The organism is Actinomadura montaniterrae, assembly GCF_008923365.1.
GTDB classification, from domain to species: Bacteria; Actinomycetota; Actinomycetes; order Streptosporangiales; family Streptosporangiaceae; genus Spirillospora; species Spirillospora montaniterrae.
In genome coordinates this window covers 1-19,024 of sequence record NZ_WBMR01000050.1, presented here as the reverse complement: position 1 = coordinate 19,024, position 19,024 = coordinate 1, and the positions used below count along the sequence as shown (strand labels likewise).

The window sequence follows — 19,024 nt, the reverse complement described above, 5'->3', positions numbered from 1 at the left end:
CCCGCGGCTCGGGCCGCGCCCACGCGCGCCCGGTGAAGCTCAGGCGCCCCGCAGGCTCAGGCGTCCGGGAAGCTCAGGCGTCTGGGAGGGTGCCGCCCACCAGCTGCATGAGGGGGTAGCGGCGCCGCCGGATGCCGGTGAAACCGCGGTCCGCGAGCGCGCCGGTGACCTCCCGGTCGCCGAACACCGTGAAGCCGGTGGCCCGGCGGATCAGTTCGCCGCCGACCCTCGAGGCGTACAGCGGCGTCAGCCGCCGCGAGGTGAGGATGATCAGCCGGCCGCCCGGGCGCAGCACGCGGGTCATCCCGTCGACGGCCGTCCACGGGTCGTCGAACAGGTACAGGGCCCCGAAACAGCAGACGGCGTCGAACGTCGCGTCGCGGAACGGCAGGTCGACGGCGTTGCCGCGGACAAAGCAGACCTCCCCGCCGGACGGGGTGTCGGCCTCCGCGCGGGCCAGCATGGTGGCGGAGGCGTCCAGCCCGACGACGAGGCCGTCCTCGCCGACGCCCTCGGCGAGCGCGCGGGTCACGTTGCCGGGCCCGCACGCCACGTCCAGCACGGTCGCCGCCGGACGGTCCGCGTCGCCCGGCTGCCCGAGCCCCAGCCAGTCGCGGGCCATCGCCTGCTCGGCGGCGGTGTCGGGGCCGATCGGCCAGCCCTTGGCCAGGTTGAACCCGACCGGCCGCCAGACCTTCTCGTAGATCTGCGGCAGGAACGTCGACTCCATCACGGACTGGGCGAGCGACGGCGCCCGCTCCTCATCGGGACCGAGCAGGTCGAGGTAGCCGGCGGACACGTCCGGTTCGGCGGGCGGTTCGCGAAGGAGACCGAGCACCCGGTCCACGGCGGACGGACTGCGCACCATCGACACGTTCACGCCCCTTATTAGATCACCCGTCAATTCGAGCCCGCCAGCCGCGCCCCCTGTGACCCGCCCCACGGAACCCGGTCGTTCCCTCCGAAGGCCACCTCACCCCCCGGCGAAGGCCGCCTGACAGGCGCCTCCGCTCCAGGTGCCTGCTAGGCCAGATCCAGGCCGGTCTGGGCGGCGATGAAGGTGAGCGTGTCGGTCATCAGGTCCACCGACCGGCTGACCGACCGCGCCGCGTGCCCGACCTCCGCCTCGTCGCGCAGCAGGATCGGCGCGTCCGACGCCGTCGCGTGCTGGAGCGCCGCGCACAGCTTGCGGGCGTGCAGCGGGTCGACGCGGGTGTCGCTGCCGAACGTGGTGAACAGCGTCGCCGGATACGCCGTCCCCGCGTGGACGTGGTGGTACGGCGAGTAGCCGATCAGCCAGCCGAACTCCACCGGGTCGTCCGCCGTGCCGTACTCGTCGTTCCAGGTCTGGCCGAGCCCGAACCGCTCGTAGCGGACCATGTCCAGCAGCGGCGCCGAGCAGACCACCGCCCGGTACAGGTCGGGACGCTGGGTGAGCGCGGCGCCGACGAGCAGCCCGCCGTTCGACCCGCCGGAGATCGCCAGCTGCGCCGGGGTGGTCAGGCCGTCGGCGACCAGCTTCTCGGCGGCGGCGTGGAAGTCGTCGAACACGTTCTGCTTGCGCTCGCGCATCCCCGCGCGGTGCCACTCCTCGCCCTCCTCGGAGCCGCCGCGCAGGTTCGCGATCGCGTAGACGCCGCCGGCCTCCACCCAGGCGAGGATGCTCGCCGAGTACGACGGGGTCAGCGAGATGTTGAACCCGCCGTAGCCGTACAGGATCGCCGGGCGCGGGCCGGACGCGCCGGGCCGGGACGCCACCAGCATCCGCACCTCGGTGCCGTCCGCGGACGCGTACGTCACCTGCCGGGTCTCGATCTCGGGGACCTCGACGGTGCCCGGCGCGGACGCCCACAGGCCCGTCTCCCCGGTGCGCGCGTCGTAGCGCAGCACGGACGACGGCGTGACGTTGTCGGTGTAGCCGAACCACGCCTCGTGGCCGCCCTCGGGCCGCTCGACGATCCCGCCGATCGAGCCGAGCCCCGGCGTCGGGACGGTGCCGAGCCGCTCGCCGGACGCCAGGTCGTGCACGGTGATCTCGCTGATCGCGTGCCGGGTCCAGCCGGCCAGCAGCACCGGGGCTTCGAGATCGTCGAGGATCGCGTAGTCGGTGAGGACGGCCTCGGGGTCCTGCGGGATGAGGTCGCTCCACGTCTCCGGCGACGGGTCGGACGGGTCGGTCACGCACAGCCGGGACCGCGGCGCGTCCCGGTCGGTGAACACGTAGGCCCGGCCGTCCCGTCCGACGTGCAGCCAGGCCTCGGCGTCGACGCCGACCTGCACCGGCCGCAGCTCGGGACGCTCCAGCGGCGACGCCGACAGGTCCGCGAGCCACAGGTCGTTGCGCGGCGCCGTGCCCTGCGACGCGGACACGGTCAGCCACCGCCCGTCGCGGCTGACGCCGACGCTGTAGTAGTTGGTCTTGTCCATCCCGTCGCCGAAGATCAGGACGTCGTCGGTCTCCGGCTCGGCGCCGACCCGGTGCAGGTAGACGCGCCGGTGGTACTGCTCCTCGCCCTCCGGGACGGCCCGCGCGGGCAGCCGCCGGACGTAGTAGAACGCCTCCCCGCCGGGCAGCCAGGCGATGCCGGACGACCGGGTCCGGTCGATCGGCCCCTCCACCCGCTCGCCGGTGGCGACGTCGATCACGAACAGCAGCGACTCCTCGTCCCCGCCGGTCGAGATCTTGTACGCCAGCAGCCGGCCCTCCTTGTCAGGCTGCCAGCCGTCCAGCGTCGTCGTGCCGTTCGGGTCCAGCGCCATCGGGTCGACGAGGACGCGCTCGGAGCCGTCCGGGTCGACGGTGTACAGCACGGGGTGCTCCTGCTCGGCGGTCCGCCGGGTGAAGAACCGCCGGTCGCCGCGCCAGACCGGCGCGCCGACGCTGCCCGCGCCGAGCAGTTCCCCGAGCCGGCGGCGCAGCCGGCCCCGGCCCGGGAGCGCGTCGGTGACCTTGTGGAACAGCTCGTCCTGCGCGGCGAGCCACGCGCGGGTCTCGTCGCTGCCCGCGTCCTCCAGCCAGCGGTACGGGTCGGCGACCCGGTGGCCGTGGATGTCCTCGACGATGTCCTGGCGCCGCGCGGGCGGATAAGGCGTTCCGGTCATGGGATGCACTGTATTCACCGGTGCGGGCCGTCCGCCCGATCAGCCCGCCCGGAGAGGTGCCCGACGCGCAATGCCTGCGTTTTTGCGTTCGATCTGGTCCTTCGATGGGGATATTTGGGGTAGCGGTCGGGCTCCCTCAGCCGCCACACTGATTCCAGGTCGGTTCGCCTCTGGGGAGGTCCTCATGGCGAGTGCGCAGGTGCCGGAGACAATATTCGGGCCTCGGTGCGAGGCGCGGTCAGCCGCGTCCGCCGAGGCGAACCCCGGCACGCCGGCGGAGGCCGTCTGATGAGACAGGTCCTTCTCCTGAACGCGACGTACGAACCACTCACCACGCTCCCGCTGCGGCGGGCGGTCTGCCTCGTGCTCCGGGAGAAGGCCGAGATCGTCCATCACGACATCTCGGGGGCCACCCTGCACTCGGCGACCATGGAGATCGAGATCCCGTCGGTGATCCGGCTGCGGCGCTACGTCCGCATCCCGTTCCGGACCCGCGTCCCGCTCACCCGCGCCGCCCTCATGCGCCGCGACGGCTTCCGCTGCGTCTACTGCGGCCGCCGCGCCGAGACGATCGACCACGTGCATCCGCGCAGCCGCGGCGGCAAGCACGTGTGGGAGAACTGCGTCGCGTCCTGCATGACCTGCAACCACCGCAAGGCCGACCGGCTGCTGTCCGAGCTCGGCTGGACGCTCGGGATGACGCCCGGCGTCCCGCGCGGCGCGCACTGGCGGCTGATCGGGATCGTCCACGACGGCGACCCGCAGTGGGCGCCGTACGTCTCCGAGCCCGCCGCCTAGCGCGGCCGGGCCGTATCCTGTCCTCGTGCCACGCTATGACTACCGCTGCCGCGCGTGCGGGTCGACGTTCGAGGTCTCCCGCCCGATGATCAACGCCTCCGACCCGGCGCCCTGCCCGGACGGCCATGACGACACGGTGAAGCTGCTGTCGACGGTCGCCGTGACCGGCACGTCGCGCGGCGGCGCCCCGACGCCCCCGCCGGCCGCCGGGGGCGGCTGCTGCGGCGGAGGCTGCTGCTCCTGACGGCTATCCCGCCTGGGCCGCGCGGAGGCCGGCGGCCAGCGCGGCGGCGTCGTGCCCGGGGCCGACGCCGTTGACCAGCATGATCACGCTCGGGATGTGGTCGGCCCGCATCGGGATGATCTCCTGGTAGGCGGGCGAGTCGTACCAGGCCCGGGCCCGGTCCATGTCCGGGAACTCGAGGATCACCACGGCCCCGTTGAACGCGCCCTCGTGGACCTCGGGGACCTTGCCGTGGGTGATGAAGCGGCCGCCGAACGGGTCCATCGTGGCCTGGATGCGCTCCATGTAGACGAAGACGTCGTCGTGCAGCGGCGGCTGGGGGTGCAGCAGGCCGATGGCGTAGGCGGTCATCGCGATCTCCTCCGGGTCGTGGAGCCTCTGGCTGACAAGATCCACTCTGCCCGGAGCAGGGAACGACGGCGATTACCCGCCGGGTAATGCCTCAACCGCCGCGCGAGCGCGTGACCTGACCGGTGGGGGCGAAGCCGGAGGCGAGCCCCACCGGGAAGATCGCGAAGCGATGCCGCGCTCGCCCAAGCGAGGTCAGCGTGCGAGCCGCCAGGCGAGCACGCTGGGCCTGGCTTGCATCAATACAGCTGCGAGACGTCGCGGGCGGCGCCGGTGGACGCGGACGTCGCCATCGCGGCGTAGGCGCGCAGCGCGGCGCTGACCTTGCGGTCCCGGTTGCGGGGGCGGTAGCCGCCGAGGTCGGCGAGCAGCTTCTCGCGGCGGGTCTCCAGCTCCTCGGCCGGGACGTCCAGCTCCAGTGTCCGGTTCGGGATGTCGATCACGATCCGGTCGCCGTCCTCGACGAGGGCGATGATCCCGCCGCCGGCGGCCTCGGGGGAGGCGTGCCCGATGGACAGCCCGGACGTGCCGCCGGAGAACCGCCCGTCGGTGATCAGCGCGCACGCCTTGCCGAGCCCGCGGCCCTTGAGGAAGCTCGTCGGGTACAGCATCTCCTGCATGCCGGGGCCGCCCCGGGGGCCCTCGTAGCGGATCACGACGACGTCGCCGGCCTTGACCTTGCCGCCGAGGATGCCCTCGGCGGCCTGGTCCTGGCTCTCGAACACGACGGCGGGGCCGCTGAAGGTCCAGAGCTCCTCCTCGACGCCCGCGGTCTTGACGATCGCGCCGTCGGGGGCGATGTTGCCGCGCAGGACGGCGAGGCCGCCGTCGGCGGTGTAGGCGTGCTCGACGTCGCGGATGCAGCCGCTCTCGCGGTCGAGGTCGAGCTCCTCCCAGCGGGCGCTCTGCGAGAACGCGGAGGTGCTGCGGACGCCGCCGGGGGCCGCGTGGAACAGCTCGACGGCCTCGGGCAGGACGTCGGGGGAGCGGACGTCCCACTGGGCGACGAAGTCGGCGACGGACGGGCTGTGGATCGAGTGCGCGGCGGAGTTCAGCAGCCCGCCGCGGTGCAGTTCGCCGAGGAGGGCGGGGATGCCGCCGGCGCGGTGGCAGTCCTCGACGTGGTAGGTGGCGAGCGTCGGGGCCAGCTTGCAGATGCAGGGGACGCGGCGGGAGACGGCGTCGATGTCGTCGAGGCCGAAGTCGACGCCGGCCTCGGTGGCGGCGGCGAGCAGGTGCAGGATCGTGTTGGTGGAGCCGCCCATGGCGACGTCGAGCACCATCGCGTTCTCGAACGCGTCCCGCGTCGCGATGTTGAGCGGCAGGACCGAGTCGTCGTCGCCGTCGTAGTAGCGCTTCGCGATCTCGACGACGGTGCGTCCGGCCCGCTCGTAGAGGGCGCGGCGGGCGGTGTGGGTGGCGAGGACGGTGCCGTTGCCGGGCAGCGCGAGGCCGATCGCCTCGGTGAGGCAGTTCATCGAGTTGGCGGTGAACATGCCGGAGCAGGACCCGCAGGTCGGGCAGGCGCTCTCCTCCATCTCGGCGAGCTTGTCGTCGGCGACGGACTCGTCCGCGGAGGCGATCATCGGGTCGATCAGGTCGAGCTTGTTGCCGCCCATCACGCCCGCGACGGGCTTGCCGGCCTCCATCGGGCCGCCGGAGACGAAGACGGTCGGGATGTTCAGCCGCATCGCGGCCAGCAGCATGCCCGGCGTGATCTTGTCGCAGTTGGACACGCAGACCAGGGCGTCGGCGCAGTGCGCGTTGACCATGTACTCGACGGCGTCGGCGATCAGCTCGCGGGACGGCAGCGAGTACAGCATGCCGCCGTGGCCCATCGCGATGCCGTCGTCCACGGCGATCGTGTTGAACTCGCGGGGCACGCCGCCGGCCTCGCGGACGGCGCCGGCGACGACCTTGCCGACCTCGTCGAGGTGGACGTGGCCGGGCACGAACTGGGTGAAGCTGTTGGCCACCGCGACGATCGGCTTGCCGAAGTCCTCGCGTTCGACGCCGCTGGCCCGCATGAGCGCGCGGGCGCCCGCCATGTTCCTGCCATGGGTGACCGTACGTGACCTGAGCGGGGGCATCCTGTGACCTCTCCAACCTGTGCCGTGGTGCCGTGTCGCCGGACGCGTCGCCGCGCCGGGTTCGGCGGGCGGTGAGCGAGCGGTGCGCGGTGGGAAGCTCTCAGCGGCGGATCGCGGCGCTGCCGCCGGCTCAGCGGAGGTCGCGCGCGGGCCGGCCTGTGCAACCCGATGCTACAAGGTCGGAGGCGGGGCGTGAAAAAGCCGGGCCCGCGAAGGGGCCCGGTGGCTCGGCGTCGAGCGTGCGGGCGGCCCGGGACAGGGCCGCCCGGGTGACGGAGTCCCGCGCCGTTGCGGGATCCGGTGTCGTGGCGGGACCGCCGCCGCGGGATCAGCCGTACTTGGGCGGCAGCGCCTTCTCCGCCGCCTGGAAGATCCGCTGGACGTCGGTGTCGGTGAGGATCTTGGGACGGCGGCGCAGGTACGAGCGGGCCCGGTTGCCCGCGTACACGTCCACGTCCCTGACCCGCATGACCTTCCACGGGATGGACGGCCCGTAGATGGCCACCGAGGGCTGCACGGGCACCTCGAACCCGACCTGCCCACCGATGATCTTGCTGGCCTGGTCGGCCTCCCAGCGCGCCTCGTCCAGCCGCTCCTTCTTGTTGAAGGGGCCGTGGAAGAGCTTGCGGTGGGACAGGGTGCGCACGGGGAGGCGCTTGTCCCACTTCTCGGAGTCGATGGCGTAGACGCCGCTCGGCCCGATCACCAGGTGGTCGATCCGCCCGTCGCTGACGCCCTCGTCGTCGCGCGGGACGGCCCGGGCGTGCAGCACGAGATAGCCGTTGCGCTGCAGCGACCTCAGCTGCTTCTCGGTGCGCCGTTCGGCGGCCGAGGACTTCTGCCAGGCCGGGATGCTGGAGTCCCGGCGGGACCGGCGCACGACGTCCACGACGATCACGAGGACCGCCGCGGTGATGCCGAGCCGCCCGCCGAAGACCGCGGTGACGACGACGAGGGCGGCGAGCGCCACGCCGATCCGCCACGCCCACACGCGGACCCGGGGGCCCGTGAGCACCGCGGTGAGCGTCCGGTCGCCGGGCGGCCGCTTGTCCGGCTCCTGCACGGGGGGTTGCTCCTGCGTCTCGTCGCGCTGGTCAGGGTCGTCCCTGGGCTGGCCCCGTGCCTGCTGTGTGTTGCCCCGCTCCATGATCGCCATAAGTGACGCTCCGTATTCCTCTCCCATCGGGGGCATGATCCTCCGAGCGCAGAGTAATCATCATGCGGGACGGCGACTAGTCATGCAGGGTTAATAGTTTTGTCGCCGCGCGTGAGTGATTCACTGCCGCGCAGGGCGGGTACGTGAGTCATCTACCACCTCTTCCCGGTAGAGAGTCTCCGCCTCTTTGATGCCCGCGCGCGAGCGGTCTAGCGTTCCGGTTCGTGACACATCTCCATGACCTCGGCGCTAGGGAGGCGGCTGACGCCGTCCGTTCGGGGCGGCTGTCCCCGGTCGAGCTGACCGACCATTATCTGGACCGCATCGGACGGCTGAACCCGCAGGTGGGGGCCTATGTGACGGTGACCGCCGAGGCGGCGCGGGAGCAGGCCGCGCGGGCCGAGAAGGCGGTGCTGGACGCGGCCGGTCCGGGGGACCTGCCGCCGCTGCACGGGGTGCCGGTTCCGGTCAAGGACCTGAACATGGTGGACGGCGTTCGGATGACTTTTGGTTCATCCGTTTTTGCCGATATGACCGGTTTTACGGATGACAGCGTCGTGCGCCTGCTGCGCGAGGCGGGAACGATCATGCCCGGCAAGACCGCCGTGCCGGAATTCGGGCTGCCCTGCTACACCGAAGGCGACGTCGCGCCGCCCGCCCGCACGCCCTGGGACCTCACCAGGTCGGCGGGCGGGTCGAGCGGCGGCGCCGCGGCGGCGGTCGCGTCCGGGCTGGCGCCCGTTGCCCAGGGCAGCGACGGCGGTGGCTCCATCCGCATCCCGAGCAGCGTCTGCGGCCTGTTCGGGATCAAGCCGACCCGCGGCCGGATCTCCCAGGGGCCAGTCGTCCCGGACCTGTTCGGCCTGTCCACCAACGGGCCGATCGCCCGGTCCGTCGAGGACGCCGCCCTGCTGCTGGACGCCATGGCCGGGCCGATGCCCGGCGACCTCTACGCCGCACCGCCCGTCGAGGGCACGTTCCTGTCGTACGCCGATCGCCCGCCGGGACGGCTCCGGATCGCGCGCAGCCGGCAGCCCGCGGTCGCCGGCGCCGAAGTGCACCCGGACTGCGTCGCCGCCTATGAGGAGGCGTCCGCGCTGCTGGAGGAGCTCGGGCACGAGGTCGTGGAGCTGCCGCCGGTGTTCGGGCCCGAGATGGTCCCGCACTTCGAGCTGCTCTGGGGCGTCATGGCCACGATGACGCCCGTCCCGGACGGGAGCGAGCACCTCCTCCAGCCGCTGACGCGCTGGCTCCGCGAGCGCGGGAACGCCACGACCGCGCCGGAGCTGTTCCGGGCGCACGCCGCCCTGCAGGGCGTGCTGCGCGCCGCGTTCCCGGTCCTGAACGAGTTCGACGCGATCCTGCATCCGACGCTCGCCCAGCCGCCCGTTCCCGTCGGCTACTTCCACGACCAGGAGCCCGAGGAGAACTTCCGCAGGCAGACGCTGTTCACGCCGTTCTGCGCCGCCTACAACATCTCCGGGCAGCCGGCCGTCAACGTCCCGCTGCACTGGAACGCCGACGGGCTGCCGATCGGGGTCATGCTCGCGGGGCGGCTCGGCGGCGAGGGGACGCTGATCTCGCTGTCCGCGCAGCTGGAGGAGGCGCGCCCCTGGGCCGGCCGCAAGCCCCCCATCTGGGACGCGTGAGCCCCGTCCGGCCCGCGCTTGGCGCGGCGCCGCCGGGGCATGGGTGCAGGCGTGGCTGACGACGAACTGATCAGGCTGGCCGGGCACCACCGGGTCGCGACGCGCTACACCGACTGGCGGGGACGGGCGGCCGACGTCCCGCCCGGCACCCTGGTCGCCGTCCTCGGCGCGCTCGGGGTGGACGCCTCGTCCCCGGCGGCCGTCCGCGCCGAGCTGGAGCGCCACCAGGAGCGCGCGCGGACGCTGCCGCCGACCCTCGTCGTCCGCAGCGACCCGGGCGAGGGCCGCACCGCCGACCGGATCCTCGCGAAGGTGCGCCGGACCCTGCGGCCCGCCGGCGACCTGGACGTCCGGATCGAGCCCGGCGAGCCCGACGTCCTGGCGGAGCCGTCCGCCGAGCAGGCCCGCCCCGTCCCGCTGGACGGCAGCGAGGGCGACGTCACGCTCGGATGGCACCGCCTCCACGTCCGGCAGGGGAGCCGGGAGGAGAGCGCGGCGCTGCTCGTGGCGCCGGCGTCCCTGCCGCGCCCGCCGCGGATGTGGGGGCTGACCGTCCAGCTGTACGCGCTGCGCTCGCGCGGCTCGTGGGGGCTCGGCGACCTGCACGACCTCGCCGACCTCGCGACCTGGGCGGGCCGCGACCTCGGCGCCGGGTTCGTCGTCGCGAACCCGCTGCACGCGGCGGAGCCGATGCCGCCCGTCAGCCCGTCGCCGTACTCGCCGATGAGCCGCCGCTTCCCCGCCCCGCTCTACCTGCGGATCGAGGACATGCCGGAGTACGCGGCGCTCCCGCCCGAGGGCCGGGAGCGGTTCGCGGCCATGGCGGCGCGGCTGCGCACCCTCGAAGGCCCGCTCGACCGGGACGCCGTGTGGACGGCGAAGCTCGAGGCGCTCGAAGCGATGTACCGGTCGTCGCCCGGCATCCGCCACGACCCCGCGTTCGCGGCCTTCCGCAGGCGGCACGGCGCCGCGCTGCGCGACTTCACCACATGGTGCGCGATCAGCGAGGAGCAGGGGACGACCGACTGGCGGCGATGGCCGTCCGCCCTCCAGGACGCGCACGGGCACGCCGTCCTGGACGAGCCGCGCCGCGGCGCGCGCGCCGAGTTCCACGCGTGGCTGCAATGGCGCCTCGACCAGCAGCTCGCCGGCGCGCAGAAGGCCGCCCGCGACGCGGGGATGCCCGCCGGGATCGTCCACGACCTGGCGGTCGGGGTGGCGCAGGGCAGCGCCGACGCCTGGATCTACCGGGACGAGCTCGCGTCCGGGATGAGCGTCGGCGCGCCCCCGGACGAGTTCAACCAGCGCGGCCAGGACTGGGGCCAGCCGCCCTGGCGGCCCACCACGCTCGCCGCGGACGCCTACGTCCCGTACCGGGAGATGCTGGCGGCGGCACTGCGGCACGGCGGCGGGCTCCGCCTCGACCACGCGATGCAGGTGTCCCGGCTGTGGTGGATCCCGGAGGGCGCCTCGCCCGCCGACGGGACGTACGTCGGCTACGACCGGGACGCGATGCTCGGCTGCCTGGTGTGGGAGGCCCACCGGGCGGGCGCCCTCGTCGTCGGCGAGGACCTGGGCACGGTGGAACCGGAGGTCCGCGACGACCTCGCCGACCGGGGCGTCCTCGGCACGTCGCTGCTCTGGTTCGAGCGCGACGCGGAGGGACGCCCGAAGCCGGCGGCGCAGTGGCGGGACCTGTCGCTGGCCACGGTCGGCACGCACGACATGCCGCCGATCACCGGGTTCCTGCACGGCGACCACATCGCCCTGCGCGACCGTCTCGGCCTGCTCACCCGCCCCCTCGGCGAGGAGACCGCCGACCACCGGGAGCAGCTCGCCGCCTGGCTCGGCCTGCTCCACGCCGAGGGCCTGCTGCCCGACCCGCCCGACGACGTGCTGCGGGCGCTCGCGGACGGTTCGGACGCCTACGACCGGCAGGTCGTCGCCGCGCTCCACGCCTTCCTCGGCCGCACCCCGGCGCGCCTCATCGGCGTCTCGCTCGCCGACGCGGTCGGTGAGCGCCGCACCCAGAACCAGCCCGGCACCGTCGACGAGTACCCGAACTGGCGCGTCCCCCTCGCCGACGCGCAGGGGCGCCCGGTCGTCCTGGACGACCTCGTCCGCGACGCGGAGGTCCGCGCCGTGCTGGAGCGGGTCAGCCGAGAGTCGTCGTGATCCGCCTGGTGACGTCGTGCAGGAGCGTGTCCGGCACGATCGGCACCGACGCGATCGCGGAGAACAGCGCGGGCAGCCCCGGCAGCGGATAGCCGTCGTCGTCCGCGCCCTCCAAGGCCGCCTTCCCCAGCGGCTGATGGGACAGGGACTTGCGGGCCCGGGCCCAGGCAGTCTCGACCTCCTCGGGGGAGGGGACGCCGAAACCGTGCCCGACCGGCGCGGCGTGCCGCAGCTTCACCAGCGCGCCGTCGGTGAACTCCGCCGCCAGCTTGCAGCGCTCGGTGAGGTCGGCGCGGACCAGGTCGTCGAGCCGCGTCATGACGGTGCACGGGGTCCGGCAGCGAGCCGCGCAGTCGCCCAGGGCGGACGCGACCTGGCTGTGCTGCCGGTCCAGGTAGGCGCGCCAGCCGGGCGGCGGCTCCTTGGCGACGCGGAGCGTCCGCTCGCACGCCGACCGCTCCGGGCGGGTGTGGTCGCACGCGCGCGGCGAACCCGGCTCGATCGGGACGCCGAACCGGCTGCCGTCCCCGTTCACCGACGCGCCGATCAGCGCCGGGTCGCCGGCGTGCCCGAGGACCGGCTCCCAGGCCAGCAGCGGCAGGTACTCGCTGGCGATGTGCACGGCGGCGACCAGCGCGGCCATGTCGCGGCGGTGCCAGCGGATCGCGATGACCTCCAGCAGCAGCGCGTACGCGGGCCGCAGGCTCGCCAGCGCGCCGCGCGGCCGCTCCTTGGGCGCCTGCGGCATCCGGCTGGCGCGGGCCCGGTCGAGCAGGTCGCGCGGCACCTCGCCGACCGCCTCCGGCATCCCGAAGTCCTCGGCGTCCAGGTCCAGGACCCGCTGCCCGAACGCGCACAGCGGCGCGACGGCCTTCGCCCGCCCGTCCGGGACGAGCGCCCCGCCGGCGATCAGCGCCTCCAGATCCCCGAACGCGTACCGCCGTGCCAGCGCCGTCAGCACGTCCCGCGCCGTCTCCACGCCACCATCCCCTCTCCGCGGACCCCCGTGACCCTGCAACGATCGCATGGTCACGGGGGTCGCGACAGGGGCAACGGCCTTACCCGGCGGCGGTATCCGGACGCGGCGGGCCTCAGCTCGCGGCGGCGTCCTTCGCCCGGGCGCGCAGCGCGCGCGCGACGCCGTCACGGCCCTCCGACAGCAGCCGGGCGAGCGCCGCGGGCGGCTTCTCGTCGGCCATGTAGGACTCGGTGCGGTCGATCGTGGACTGCTCGATCACCAGGAAGGGGTAGGCGACCTCCGCGAACGTCTGGGACATGTCGCTGGTCCACTCCTTCCACACGCGGCCGACCTCGGCGAAGTACCTGTCCACGTACGGGACGAGCAGGTCCGCCTGGTCCGGCTCCACGAACCCGCCGAGCGTCGCCCGGTAGACGGCGTTCGGGAGCGTCCCGCCGATGATCCGGTCCCACGCGGCGGCCTTGGCCTCGGCGGTCGGGATCGCGGCCTTGCAGCCGGCGGCGTGCCGCTCGCCCGCCGCCGTCCGGTCCCGCTCGTGCTCGGCGTCGATCTCGCTTTCGCCGGCCTTGCCGGTGACGACGAGGCGGCGCAGCAGCGCCCACCGCAGGTCGGTGTCCACCGTCAGGCCGTCGAGCGACTGCGAGCCGTCCAGCAGCGCCCGGACGTACGCCAGGTGCTCCTCGCTGACCGCCGACGCCGCGAACGCCTGCGTGTACGCCAGCTGCAGGTCCGAGCCGGGCGCGGCCTCGCGGGCCAGCTCGAAGAGCGTGTCGGCGAGCAGCGCCAGGCCCTCCTTGCGCCAGGACGGGTCGGCGTACTGCTGGACGGCCGTCCGCGCCTGCCGCAGGAGCGTCTGCGTGACCGAGATGTCGGTGACGCCGCGGATGCCCTTCGCGACGAGCCGGACGTAGTCGCGCGTCGCCATCTCCGCGTCGCGCGTCATGTCCCACGCCGCGGACCAGCACAGCGCCCGCGGCAGGCTCTCCTTGATGTCGCCGATGTGCTCCACCAGCGTCTTCAGCGAGTGCTCGTCGAGGCGGACCTTGGCGTAGGTGAGGTCGTCGTCGTTGACCAGCACCAGGTCGGGCCGCTTCTGCCCGACGAGCTGCGGCACCTCGGTCCGGGCGCCGACCACGTCCAGCTCGACGCGCTCGCGCCGGACGAGCCCGTCGCCGGTCCGGTCGTACAGGCCGATCGCCAGGCGGTGCGAGCGCAGCGTCGGGTAGTCGGCCTTGGCCTCCTGCAGCACGGCGAACGAGGAGAAGTTCCCGTCGGCGTCGACCTCGTACTCGGGGCGCATCGTGTTGACGCCCGCGGTCTCCAGCCACTCCTTCGACCAGGACGCCAGGTCGCGGCCGGACGTCTCCTCCAGCGCGTCCAGCAGGTCGGTGAGGACGGTGTTGCCCCACGCGTGCCGGTCGAAGTACCGGCGCACGCCCTCCAGGAAGTTCTCGCGGCCGACATAGGCCACCAGCTGCTTCAGGACGGACGCGCCCTTGGCGTAGGTGATCCCGTCGAAGTTCACCTCGACGGCCCGGATGTCGGGGATGTCGGCGGAGATCGGGTGCGTGGACGGCAGCTGGTCCTGCCGGTACGCCCACGCCTTCTCCAGGTTCGCGAACGTCGTCCACGAGCCCGTCCACTTGGTGGCCTCGGACTGGCACAGCACGCTCATGTAGGTGGCGAACGACTCGTTCAGCCACAGGTCGTCCCACCAGCGCATGGTGACCAGGTCACCGAACCACATGTGCGCCATCTCGTGCAGGATCGTCTCGGCGCGCCGCTCGTAGGAGGCGTCGGTGACCCGCGACCGGAAGACGTAGTCCTCCAGGAACGTGACGGCGCCGGCGTTCTCCATCGCGCCCGCGTTGAACTCCGGCACGAACAGCTGGTCGTACTTGCTGAACGGGTACGGCCGGCCGAACACCTTCTCGAAGTAGGCGAAGCCCTGCCGCGTCACGTCGGCGATGGCCTCGGCGTCGAGGTGCTCGGCGAGCGACGCCCGGCAGTACACGCCGAGCGGGATGACGGTGCCGTCGTCGCGGCGGTACTCGTCGCGGACCGCGTGGTACGGCCCGGCGATGAGCGCGGTGATGTAGGTGGAGATCTGCGGGGTGGGCAGGAAGCGCCACGTCCCGCCCTCGACGCTCTCGGGGGTCTCGTTGGTGACGACCTGCCAGTCCTGTGGCGCCTTCACCGCCAGCTCGAACGTCGCCTTGAGGTCGGGCTGGTCGAAGCACGTGTACATCCGGTGCGCGTCGGCCGTCTCGAACTGCGTGTAGAGGTAGACGCTCCCGTCCACCGGGTCGACGAACCGGTGCAGGCCCTCGCCGGAGCGGGAGTAGGCGCAGTCCGCCACGACGCGGAGCTCGTTCTGCGCGGCCAGGGAGGGGAGCGGGAGGCGGCCCTTCTCCCCGTCGTAGGACGCGGGGTCCAGCGCCTCGCCGTTCAGCGTCGCCTCGCGGACGACGGCGCCGTGCAGGTCGACGAAGGACGACGCGCCCGGCTCGGCGCAGCCGAACCGGACCGCGGTGGTCGAGCCGAACCGCTCCTCGCCGGTGGTGAGGTCCAGCTCGACCGCGTACGACTCGACGGTGAGCAGCCGGGCCCGTTCCCGCGCCTCGTCGCGCGTGAGGTTGCCTGCCACATGTACTCCTTGGTCGGCTTATTTCTTTGCTGACCTCATGTCTACCAACCGGCCGGGGACGAGGTCCGCACGCCACGGCCTTTCCCGTGCCCGCGGGCGGGAATCACGGCGGCGGCGGCCGGGTTGTCGGTGGTTGAGTTTTCATCGATGACGCTCGAGCAGCCGTAGGAGGCGACGTGCCGCAGGACGCTCCCACACCCGTGGACTTCTGGTTCGACCCGCTGTGCCCATGGGCGTGGATCACCTCGCGCTGGATCCTGGAAGTGGAGAGGCAGCGCCCGATCGAGGTGCGCTGGCACGTGATGAGCCTGGCGGTCCTCAACGAGGACAAGGACGTCCCGGAGGAGTACCGCAAGGGCCTCGCCGAGGCGTGGGGGCCGGTGCGCGTATGCATCGCCGCCGAGCAGAAGTACGGCCCGGAGGCGCTGGGCAGGCTCTACACCGAGCTCGGGACGCGCCGCCACCACGAGAAGCAGAAGTTCACCCGCGAGTACTTCGAGGCCGCGCTGACCGCCGCGGGTCTCGACCCGGCGCTCGCCGACGCCGCCGACTCCACGGCCTACGACGAGGCGGTGCGCGCGTCCCACAAGGACGGCATCGACCGGGTCGGCCAGGAGGTCGGCACCCCGGTGATCGAGGTCGAGGGCAGCGCGTTCTTCGGCCCGGTCGTGTCGCCGATCCCGCGCGGCGAGGCCGCCGTGAAGCTGTGGGACGGCGTCGTCGCGGTGGCCTCGACCGACGGCTTCTTCGAGCTGAAGCGCACCCGCACCCGGGAGCCGATCTTCGACTGAGCGGTCCTTCCGGACCGATCGGGGCGGCTTCGGCCGTTCCGGTTGCCTCGCCGGTGCCCCTCCGCCAGACTCGGTGCTCCGAGAAAATGGCAACGGTTTTCATATCCGAAACGGGGGCATTCGTGAAGGTTGCGTTCGTCGGCAAGGGCGGCAGCGGCAAGACCACCCTCTCGTCGCTGTTCGTCCGGCACCTCGCGCTGCGCGGGCTGCCGGTGGTCGCCATCGACGCCGACATCAACCAGCACCTCGGCGCGGCGCTCGGCCTGGACGACGACCAGGCCGCCAAGATCCCGGCCCTGGGCGCCCACCTGACCGAGATCAAGGAGTACCTGCGCGGCGACAACCCGCGCATCGGCTCCGCGTCCACCATGGTCAAGACGACCCCGGCGGGCACCGGGTCGCGCCTGCTGCGGCTGCGCGGCGACGACCCGGTGCACGCCCTCGGGCAGGAGGTGAGCGGCGCGACGCTGCTGGTCACCGGCCCCTTCGAGGACGACGACCTCGGCGTCGCCTGCTACCACGCCAAGACCGGCGCGGTCGAGCTCTACCTCAACCACCTGCTCGACGGCCCCGGCGAGTACGTCGTCGTGGACATGACCGCCGGCGCCGACACGTTCGCGTCCGGGCTTTTCACCCGGTTCGACCTGATGTTCCTGGTCGCCGAGCCCACCCGGAAGGGCGTCGGCGTCTACCGCCAGTACGTCGAGTACGCCCGCGACTACGACGTCGCCATCCGCGTCGTCGGCAACAAGGTGCAGTCCGAGGACGACGTCGACTACCTGCGCGAGCACGTCGGCGACGACCTGCTCGTCTGGCTCGGCCAGTCCGCCGCCGTCCGCGCGATGGAGCAGGGGAGGCCCGGCGCCGTCCTGGAGGACGGCAACGAGGCCGCGCTCGGCCGGATGCTCGCCGAGGTCGACGCCCGGGCCAAGGACTGGGAGACGTTCCAGCGGCAGGCCGTCGAGTTCCACCTCAAGAACGCGCGCAGCTGGGCGAACCGCGCGACCGGCGAGGACCTCGCCGCGCAGGTCGACCCCGAGTTCCGGTTCCCGGTCGCCTACGCCGGGTGACGCGGGGCCTACGCGCGGGCTGCAACGGGCCTACCGGCGGCCCCTGAACCGCACTACTCTGCCCGCCATGACGACGCGGCGGATGTTCATGATGTCGGGCGGCTCGCTGGTGCCCCTCCTGGTGCTGGCCCTGCTCGTCGGCAACCAGTGGGTCATCGACGCGATCAACAAGAGCGACTTCAAGTACGACGAGGGCCTCGGCCCGCTGGTGTCGCACCTGTTCTTCGTCGCCTGGCGCTTCACCCCGCCGCGCGGGCTGGACTGGCGGTTCGTCGTGTCGGACGACCTCACCACGCTGGTGCTCTTCGCCGTGGTGGCGCTGCTCGTGCTGGCCGGGGCCCGGACGGTCGATCCCCAGCGCGGCCTGCTCGGCGCGCTGATCACCGGATGGTGGGCCGCGGTCGTCGCGAGCGGCGTCGCCGGGGGCCTGTCCGGCCTGCTGCTGAAGTGGTCGATCAAGTACTCCACCGGCTCGGTGAGCCACAACTTCTTCCAGTCGCTCGAGGCGGGCGCGGCGTCCGGCCTGCTGTACGGGTGGCTCGCGGGGATCGGCGCGCTCGCGGGCTTCCTGCTCAGCCGCCCGCGCGGGCAGGCCGTCCCGCAGCCGCTCGGGCAGGCGGCCCCCCAGCCGTTCGGGCAGTACGCCCCGCAGCAGCCCTACGGCGGGCAGCAGCCGTACGCCCCGCAGCAGGGCGCGCCGATGCAGCAGGGCGCGCCGATGCAGCAGCCGTACGCGCCGCAGCCGTACCCGTCGCAGCAGCCCTACGGGCAGCAGCCGGGCGTCCCCCCGCAGGGGATGCAGCAGGGGATGCAGCCGGGGCTGCCTCCGGGGCCGCCGCCGCAGGGCGCGCAGCAGCCGCTGCCGGCGGCGAACGAGCAGCCGGGCCTGCCGCCGCAGCACCCCGCCGCCGTCCCGTACGTCCCGCCGGCCCGCCCGTCGCAGTCGCCCGGCTGGGACGGCATGCCCGTCCCGCCGCAGGGCGGTGCTCCGGCGCCGGCGTCCGTCCCGCCGGCCCAGTCCCCGGCTCCGGCGCCGGAGGCGGCCGCGCAGGCGGCCGGGGCCGCGTCCACCGCCGAGGCGGCCGAGCCGGAGGCGTCCGGGCCGCAGGACGGTGGTGAGCCGGCCGAGCACGGCCCCGAGGACTCCGGGCCGCAGGACGCCGCCTCCGCGGGTGCGGCGCCGGAGAGCGCGGCGCGCGAGGAGGACGACGACGAGGACGACGACGACCTCGCCGACCGGACGATGGTCGACCGCAAGCCCGACCTGCCCCGCGACCCGGACCCGATGCCCCCGCCCCAGTGACCGCCCACGCGGGCGGCACCGCCCCGGCCAGGGCGGTGCCGCCCGCGCGCATGTGAAAAGGGCCTCATGACCCCGGCGCGCGTCCGGGCCGCGGGCCTGCGAGAATCGGGCCCATGCGCGTGTTTCTGGGAACCGACCATGCCGGCTTCGAGCTCAAGGAGCACCTGGTCTCCTGGCTGAAGGCCAACGGGCACGAGCCCGTCGACTGCGGCGCGTTCGCGTACGACGCCGTGGACGACTACCCGCCGTTCGTGCTGCGGGCGGCGCAGCGGACGGCGGCGGAGCCCGGCACGCTCGGCATCGTCATCGGCGGTTCCGGCAACGGCGAGGCGATCGCGGCCAACAAGGTCAAGGGCGTGCGGGCCGCGCTGGTCTGGAACGAGGACACCGCGACGCTCGCCCGCGAGCACAACGACGCCAACGTGATCAGCCTGGGCGCCCGGCAGCACGACCCGGACACCGCGACCCGGTTCGTCGAGCTGTTCCTGACCACGCCGTACTCCGGCGAGGAGCGGCACACCCGCCGGATCACCATGCTCGGCGACTACGAGCGGACCGGCGAGCTGCCGCCGCTGCCGGACGAGGGCTGACCTCCTCGAACACGCGTTCCCCCGCCCTGCGGGGCGGGGCCTAGAGGCCGTTCTCCGGGGCCTTCCGGGCGCCGCCGCGCTT

At 73.3% G+C, this 19,024-nt stretch carries 15 protein-coding genes; 8 read left to right on the top strand and 7 right to left on the bottom strand.

Going from position 1 to position 19,024, the window contains the following annotated elements; genetic code table 11:
* Positions 1-73: 73 nt before the first annotated feature.
* Positions 74-880 (bottom strand): methyltransferase domain-containing protein, encoded by an 807-nt coding sequence (locus F9B16_RS19030; RefSeq protein ID WP_225991754.1) that lies wholly within the window; start codon positions 878-880, stop codon positions 74-76.
* A 143-nt stretch (positions 881-1,023) separates the two neighbouring features.
* The gene (locus tag F9B16_RS19025; protein WP_151541433.1) at positions 1,024-3,102 is read right to left on the bottom strand and encodes a prolyl oligopeptidase family serine peptidase; all 2,079 of its coding nucleotides are present in this window, start codon (positions 3,100-3,102) and stop codon (positions 1,024-1,026) included.
* Positions 3,103-3,390: 288 nt separating this feature from the next.
* On the opposite strand from F9B16_RS19025, the gene F9B16_RS19020 reads away from it, so the two are divergent.
* A complete protein-coding gene (locus tag F9B16_RS19020; protein WP_151541432.1) occupies positions 3,391-3,900 on the top strand; it encodes an HNH endonuclease in 510 nt (169 codons plus the stop codon).
* A gap of 25 nt (positions 3,901-3,925) precedes the next feature.
* Positions 3,926-4,144 carry an FmdB family zinc ribbon protein gene (locus F9B16_RS19015; RefSeq protein ID WP_151541431.1) on the top strand — a complete coding sequence of 73 codons (219 nt, stop codon included), beginning with the start codon at positions 3,926-3,928 and terminating at the stop codon, positions 4,142-4,144.
* Between the two features lie 3 nt (positions 4,145-4,147).
* Here the strand turns inward: F9B16_RS19015 and F9B16_RS19010 are convergent, their stop codons facing one another.
* From F9B16_RS19010 to F9B16_RS19000, 3 genes are all read right to left on the bottom strand, one after another.
* Positions 4,148-4,495 (bottom strand): DUF1330 domain-containing protein, encoded by a 348-nt coding sequence (locus tag F9B16_RS19010; protein WP_151541430.1) that lies wholly within the window; start codon positions 4,493-4,495, stop codon positions 4,148-4,150.
* Positions 4,496-4,731: 236 nt separating this feature from the next.
* Positions 4,732-6,582 (bottom strand): dihydroxy-acid dehydratase, encoded by a 1,851-nt coding sequence (gene ilvD / locus F9B16_RS19005; RefSeq protein WP_151541429.1) that lies wholly within the window; start codon positions 6,580-6,582, stop codon positions 4,732-4,734.
* 328 nt (positions 6,583-6,910) lie between these two features.
* Positions 6,911-7,765 carry a nuclease-related domain-containing protein gene (locus F9B16_RS19000; RefSeq protein ID WP_225991753.1) on the bottom strand — a complete coding sequence of 285 codons (855 nt, stop codon included), beginning with the start codon at positions 7,763-7,765 and terminating at the stop codon, positions 6,911-6,913.
* A 197-nt stretch (positions 7,766-7,962) separates the two neighbouring features.
* On the opposite strand from F9B16_RS19000, the gene F9B16_RS18995 reads away from it, so the two are divergent.
* Positions 7,963-9,387, top strand: coding sequence for an amidase (locus F9B16_RS18995; protein ID WP_151541428.1), 1,425 nt, complete (start codon positions 7,963-7,965; stop codon positions 9,385-9,387).
* Between the two features lie 51 nt (positions 9,388-9,438).
* Positions 9,439-11,562 carry a 4-alpha-glucanotransferase gene (malQ, locus tag F9B16_RS18990; protein WP_225991752.1) on the top strand — a complete coding sequence of 708 codons (2,124 nt, stop codon included), beginning with the start codon at positions 9,439-9,441 and terminating at the stop codon, positions 11,560-11,562.
* Here the strand turns inward: malQ and F9B16_RS18985 are convergent.
* Together F9B16_RS18985 and pepN are read right to left on the bottom strand one after the other, a co-directional pair.
* Positions 11,543-12,541, bottom strand: coding sequence for a hypothetical protein (locus tag F9B16_RS18985; RefSeq protein ID WP_151541426.1), 999 nt, complete (start codon positions 12,539-12,541; stop codon positions 11,543-11,545). The genes malQ and F9B16_RS18985 overlap by 20 nt on opposite strands.
* Positions 12,542-12,653: 112 nt before the next feature.
* Complete coding sequence (gene pepN, locus F9B16_RS18980; protein WP_151541425.1) at positions 12,654-15,188, bottom strand: aminopeptidase N; 2,535 nt, start codon at positions 15,186-15,188, stop codon at positions 12,654-12,656.
* 176 nt (positions 15,189-15,364) lie between these two features.
* Between pepN and F9B16_RS18975 the strand changes: the two genes are divergently transcribed.
* The 4 genes from F9B16_RS18975 to F9B16_RS18960 all read left to right on the top strand — a co-directional run bounded on the left by F9B16_RS18975 (position 15,365) and on the right by F9B16_RS18960 (position 18,942).
* Positions 15,365-15,979, top strand: a complete 615-nt coding sequence (locus F9B16_RS18975; protein WP_151541424.1) for a mycothiol-dependent nitroreductase Rv2466c family protein — start codon at positions 15,365-15,367, stop codon at positions 15,977-15,979.
* A 122-nt stretch (positions 15,980-16,101) separates the two neighbouring features.
* A complete protein-coding gene (locus F9B16_RS18970) occupies positions 16,102-17,049 on the top strand; it encodes an ATP-binding protein (protein WP_192808864.1) in 948 nt (315 codons plus the stop codon).
* A gap of 67 nt (positions 17,050-17,116) precedes the next feature.
* Complete coding sequence (locus tag F9B16_RS50950; protein WP_192808863.1) at positions 17,117-18,352, top strand: hypothetical protein; 1,236 nt, start codon at positions 17,117-17,119, stop codon at positions 18,350-18,352.
* A 113-nt stretch (positions 18,353-18,465) separates the two neighbouring features.
* Positions 18,466-18,942, top strand: a complete 477-nt coding sequence (locus tag F9B16_RS18960) for a ribose-5-phosphate isomerase (RefSeq protein WP_151541422.1) — start codon at positions 18,466-18,468, stop codon at positions 18,940-18,942.
* Positions 18,943-19,024: the final 82 nt, after the last annotated feature.

What these genes read in the sequence shown, in the direction of transcription:
- F9B16_RS19000 (WP_225991753.1), bottom strand. Translation starts at nt 7,765, where the DNA reads ATGGGAGAGGAATACGGAGCGTCACTTATGGCGATCATGGAGCGGGGC.
- F9B16_RS18960 (WP_151541422.1), top strand. Translation starts at nt 18,466, where the DNA reads ATGCGCGTGTTTCTGGGAACCGACCATGCCGGCTTCGAGCTCAAGGAG.
- F9B16_RS19025 (WP_151541433.1), bottom strand. Translation starts at nt 3,102, where the DNA reads ATGACCGGAACGCCTTATCCGCCCGCGCGGCGCCAGGACATCGTCGAG.
- ilvD (WP_151541429.1), bottom strand. Translation starts at nt 6,582, where the DNA reads ATGCCCCCGCTCAGGTCACGTACGGTCACCCATGGCAGGAACATGGCG.
- F9B16_RS19010 (WP_151541430.1), bottom strand. Translation starts at nt 4,495, where the DNA reads ATGACCGCCTACGCCATCGGCCTGCTGCACCCCCAGCCGCCGCTGCAC.
- F9B16_RS19020 (WP_151541432.1), top strand. Translation starts at nt 3,391, where the DNA reads ATGAGACAGGTCCTTCTCCTGAACGCGACGTACGAACCACTCACCACG.
- F9B16_RS50950 (WP_192808863.1), top strand. Translation starts at nt 17,117, where the DNA reads ATGACGACGCGGCGGATGTTCATGATGTCGGGCGGCTCGCTGGTGCCC.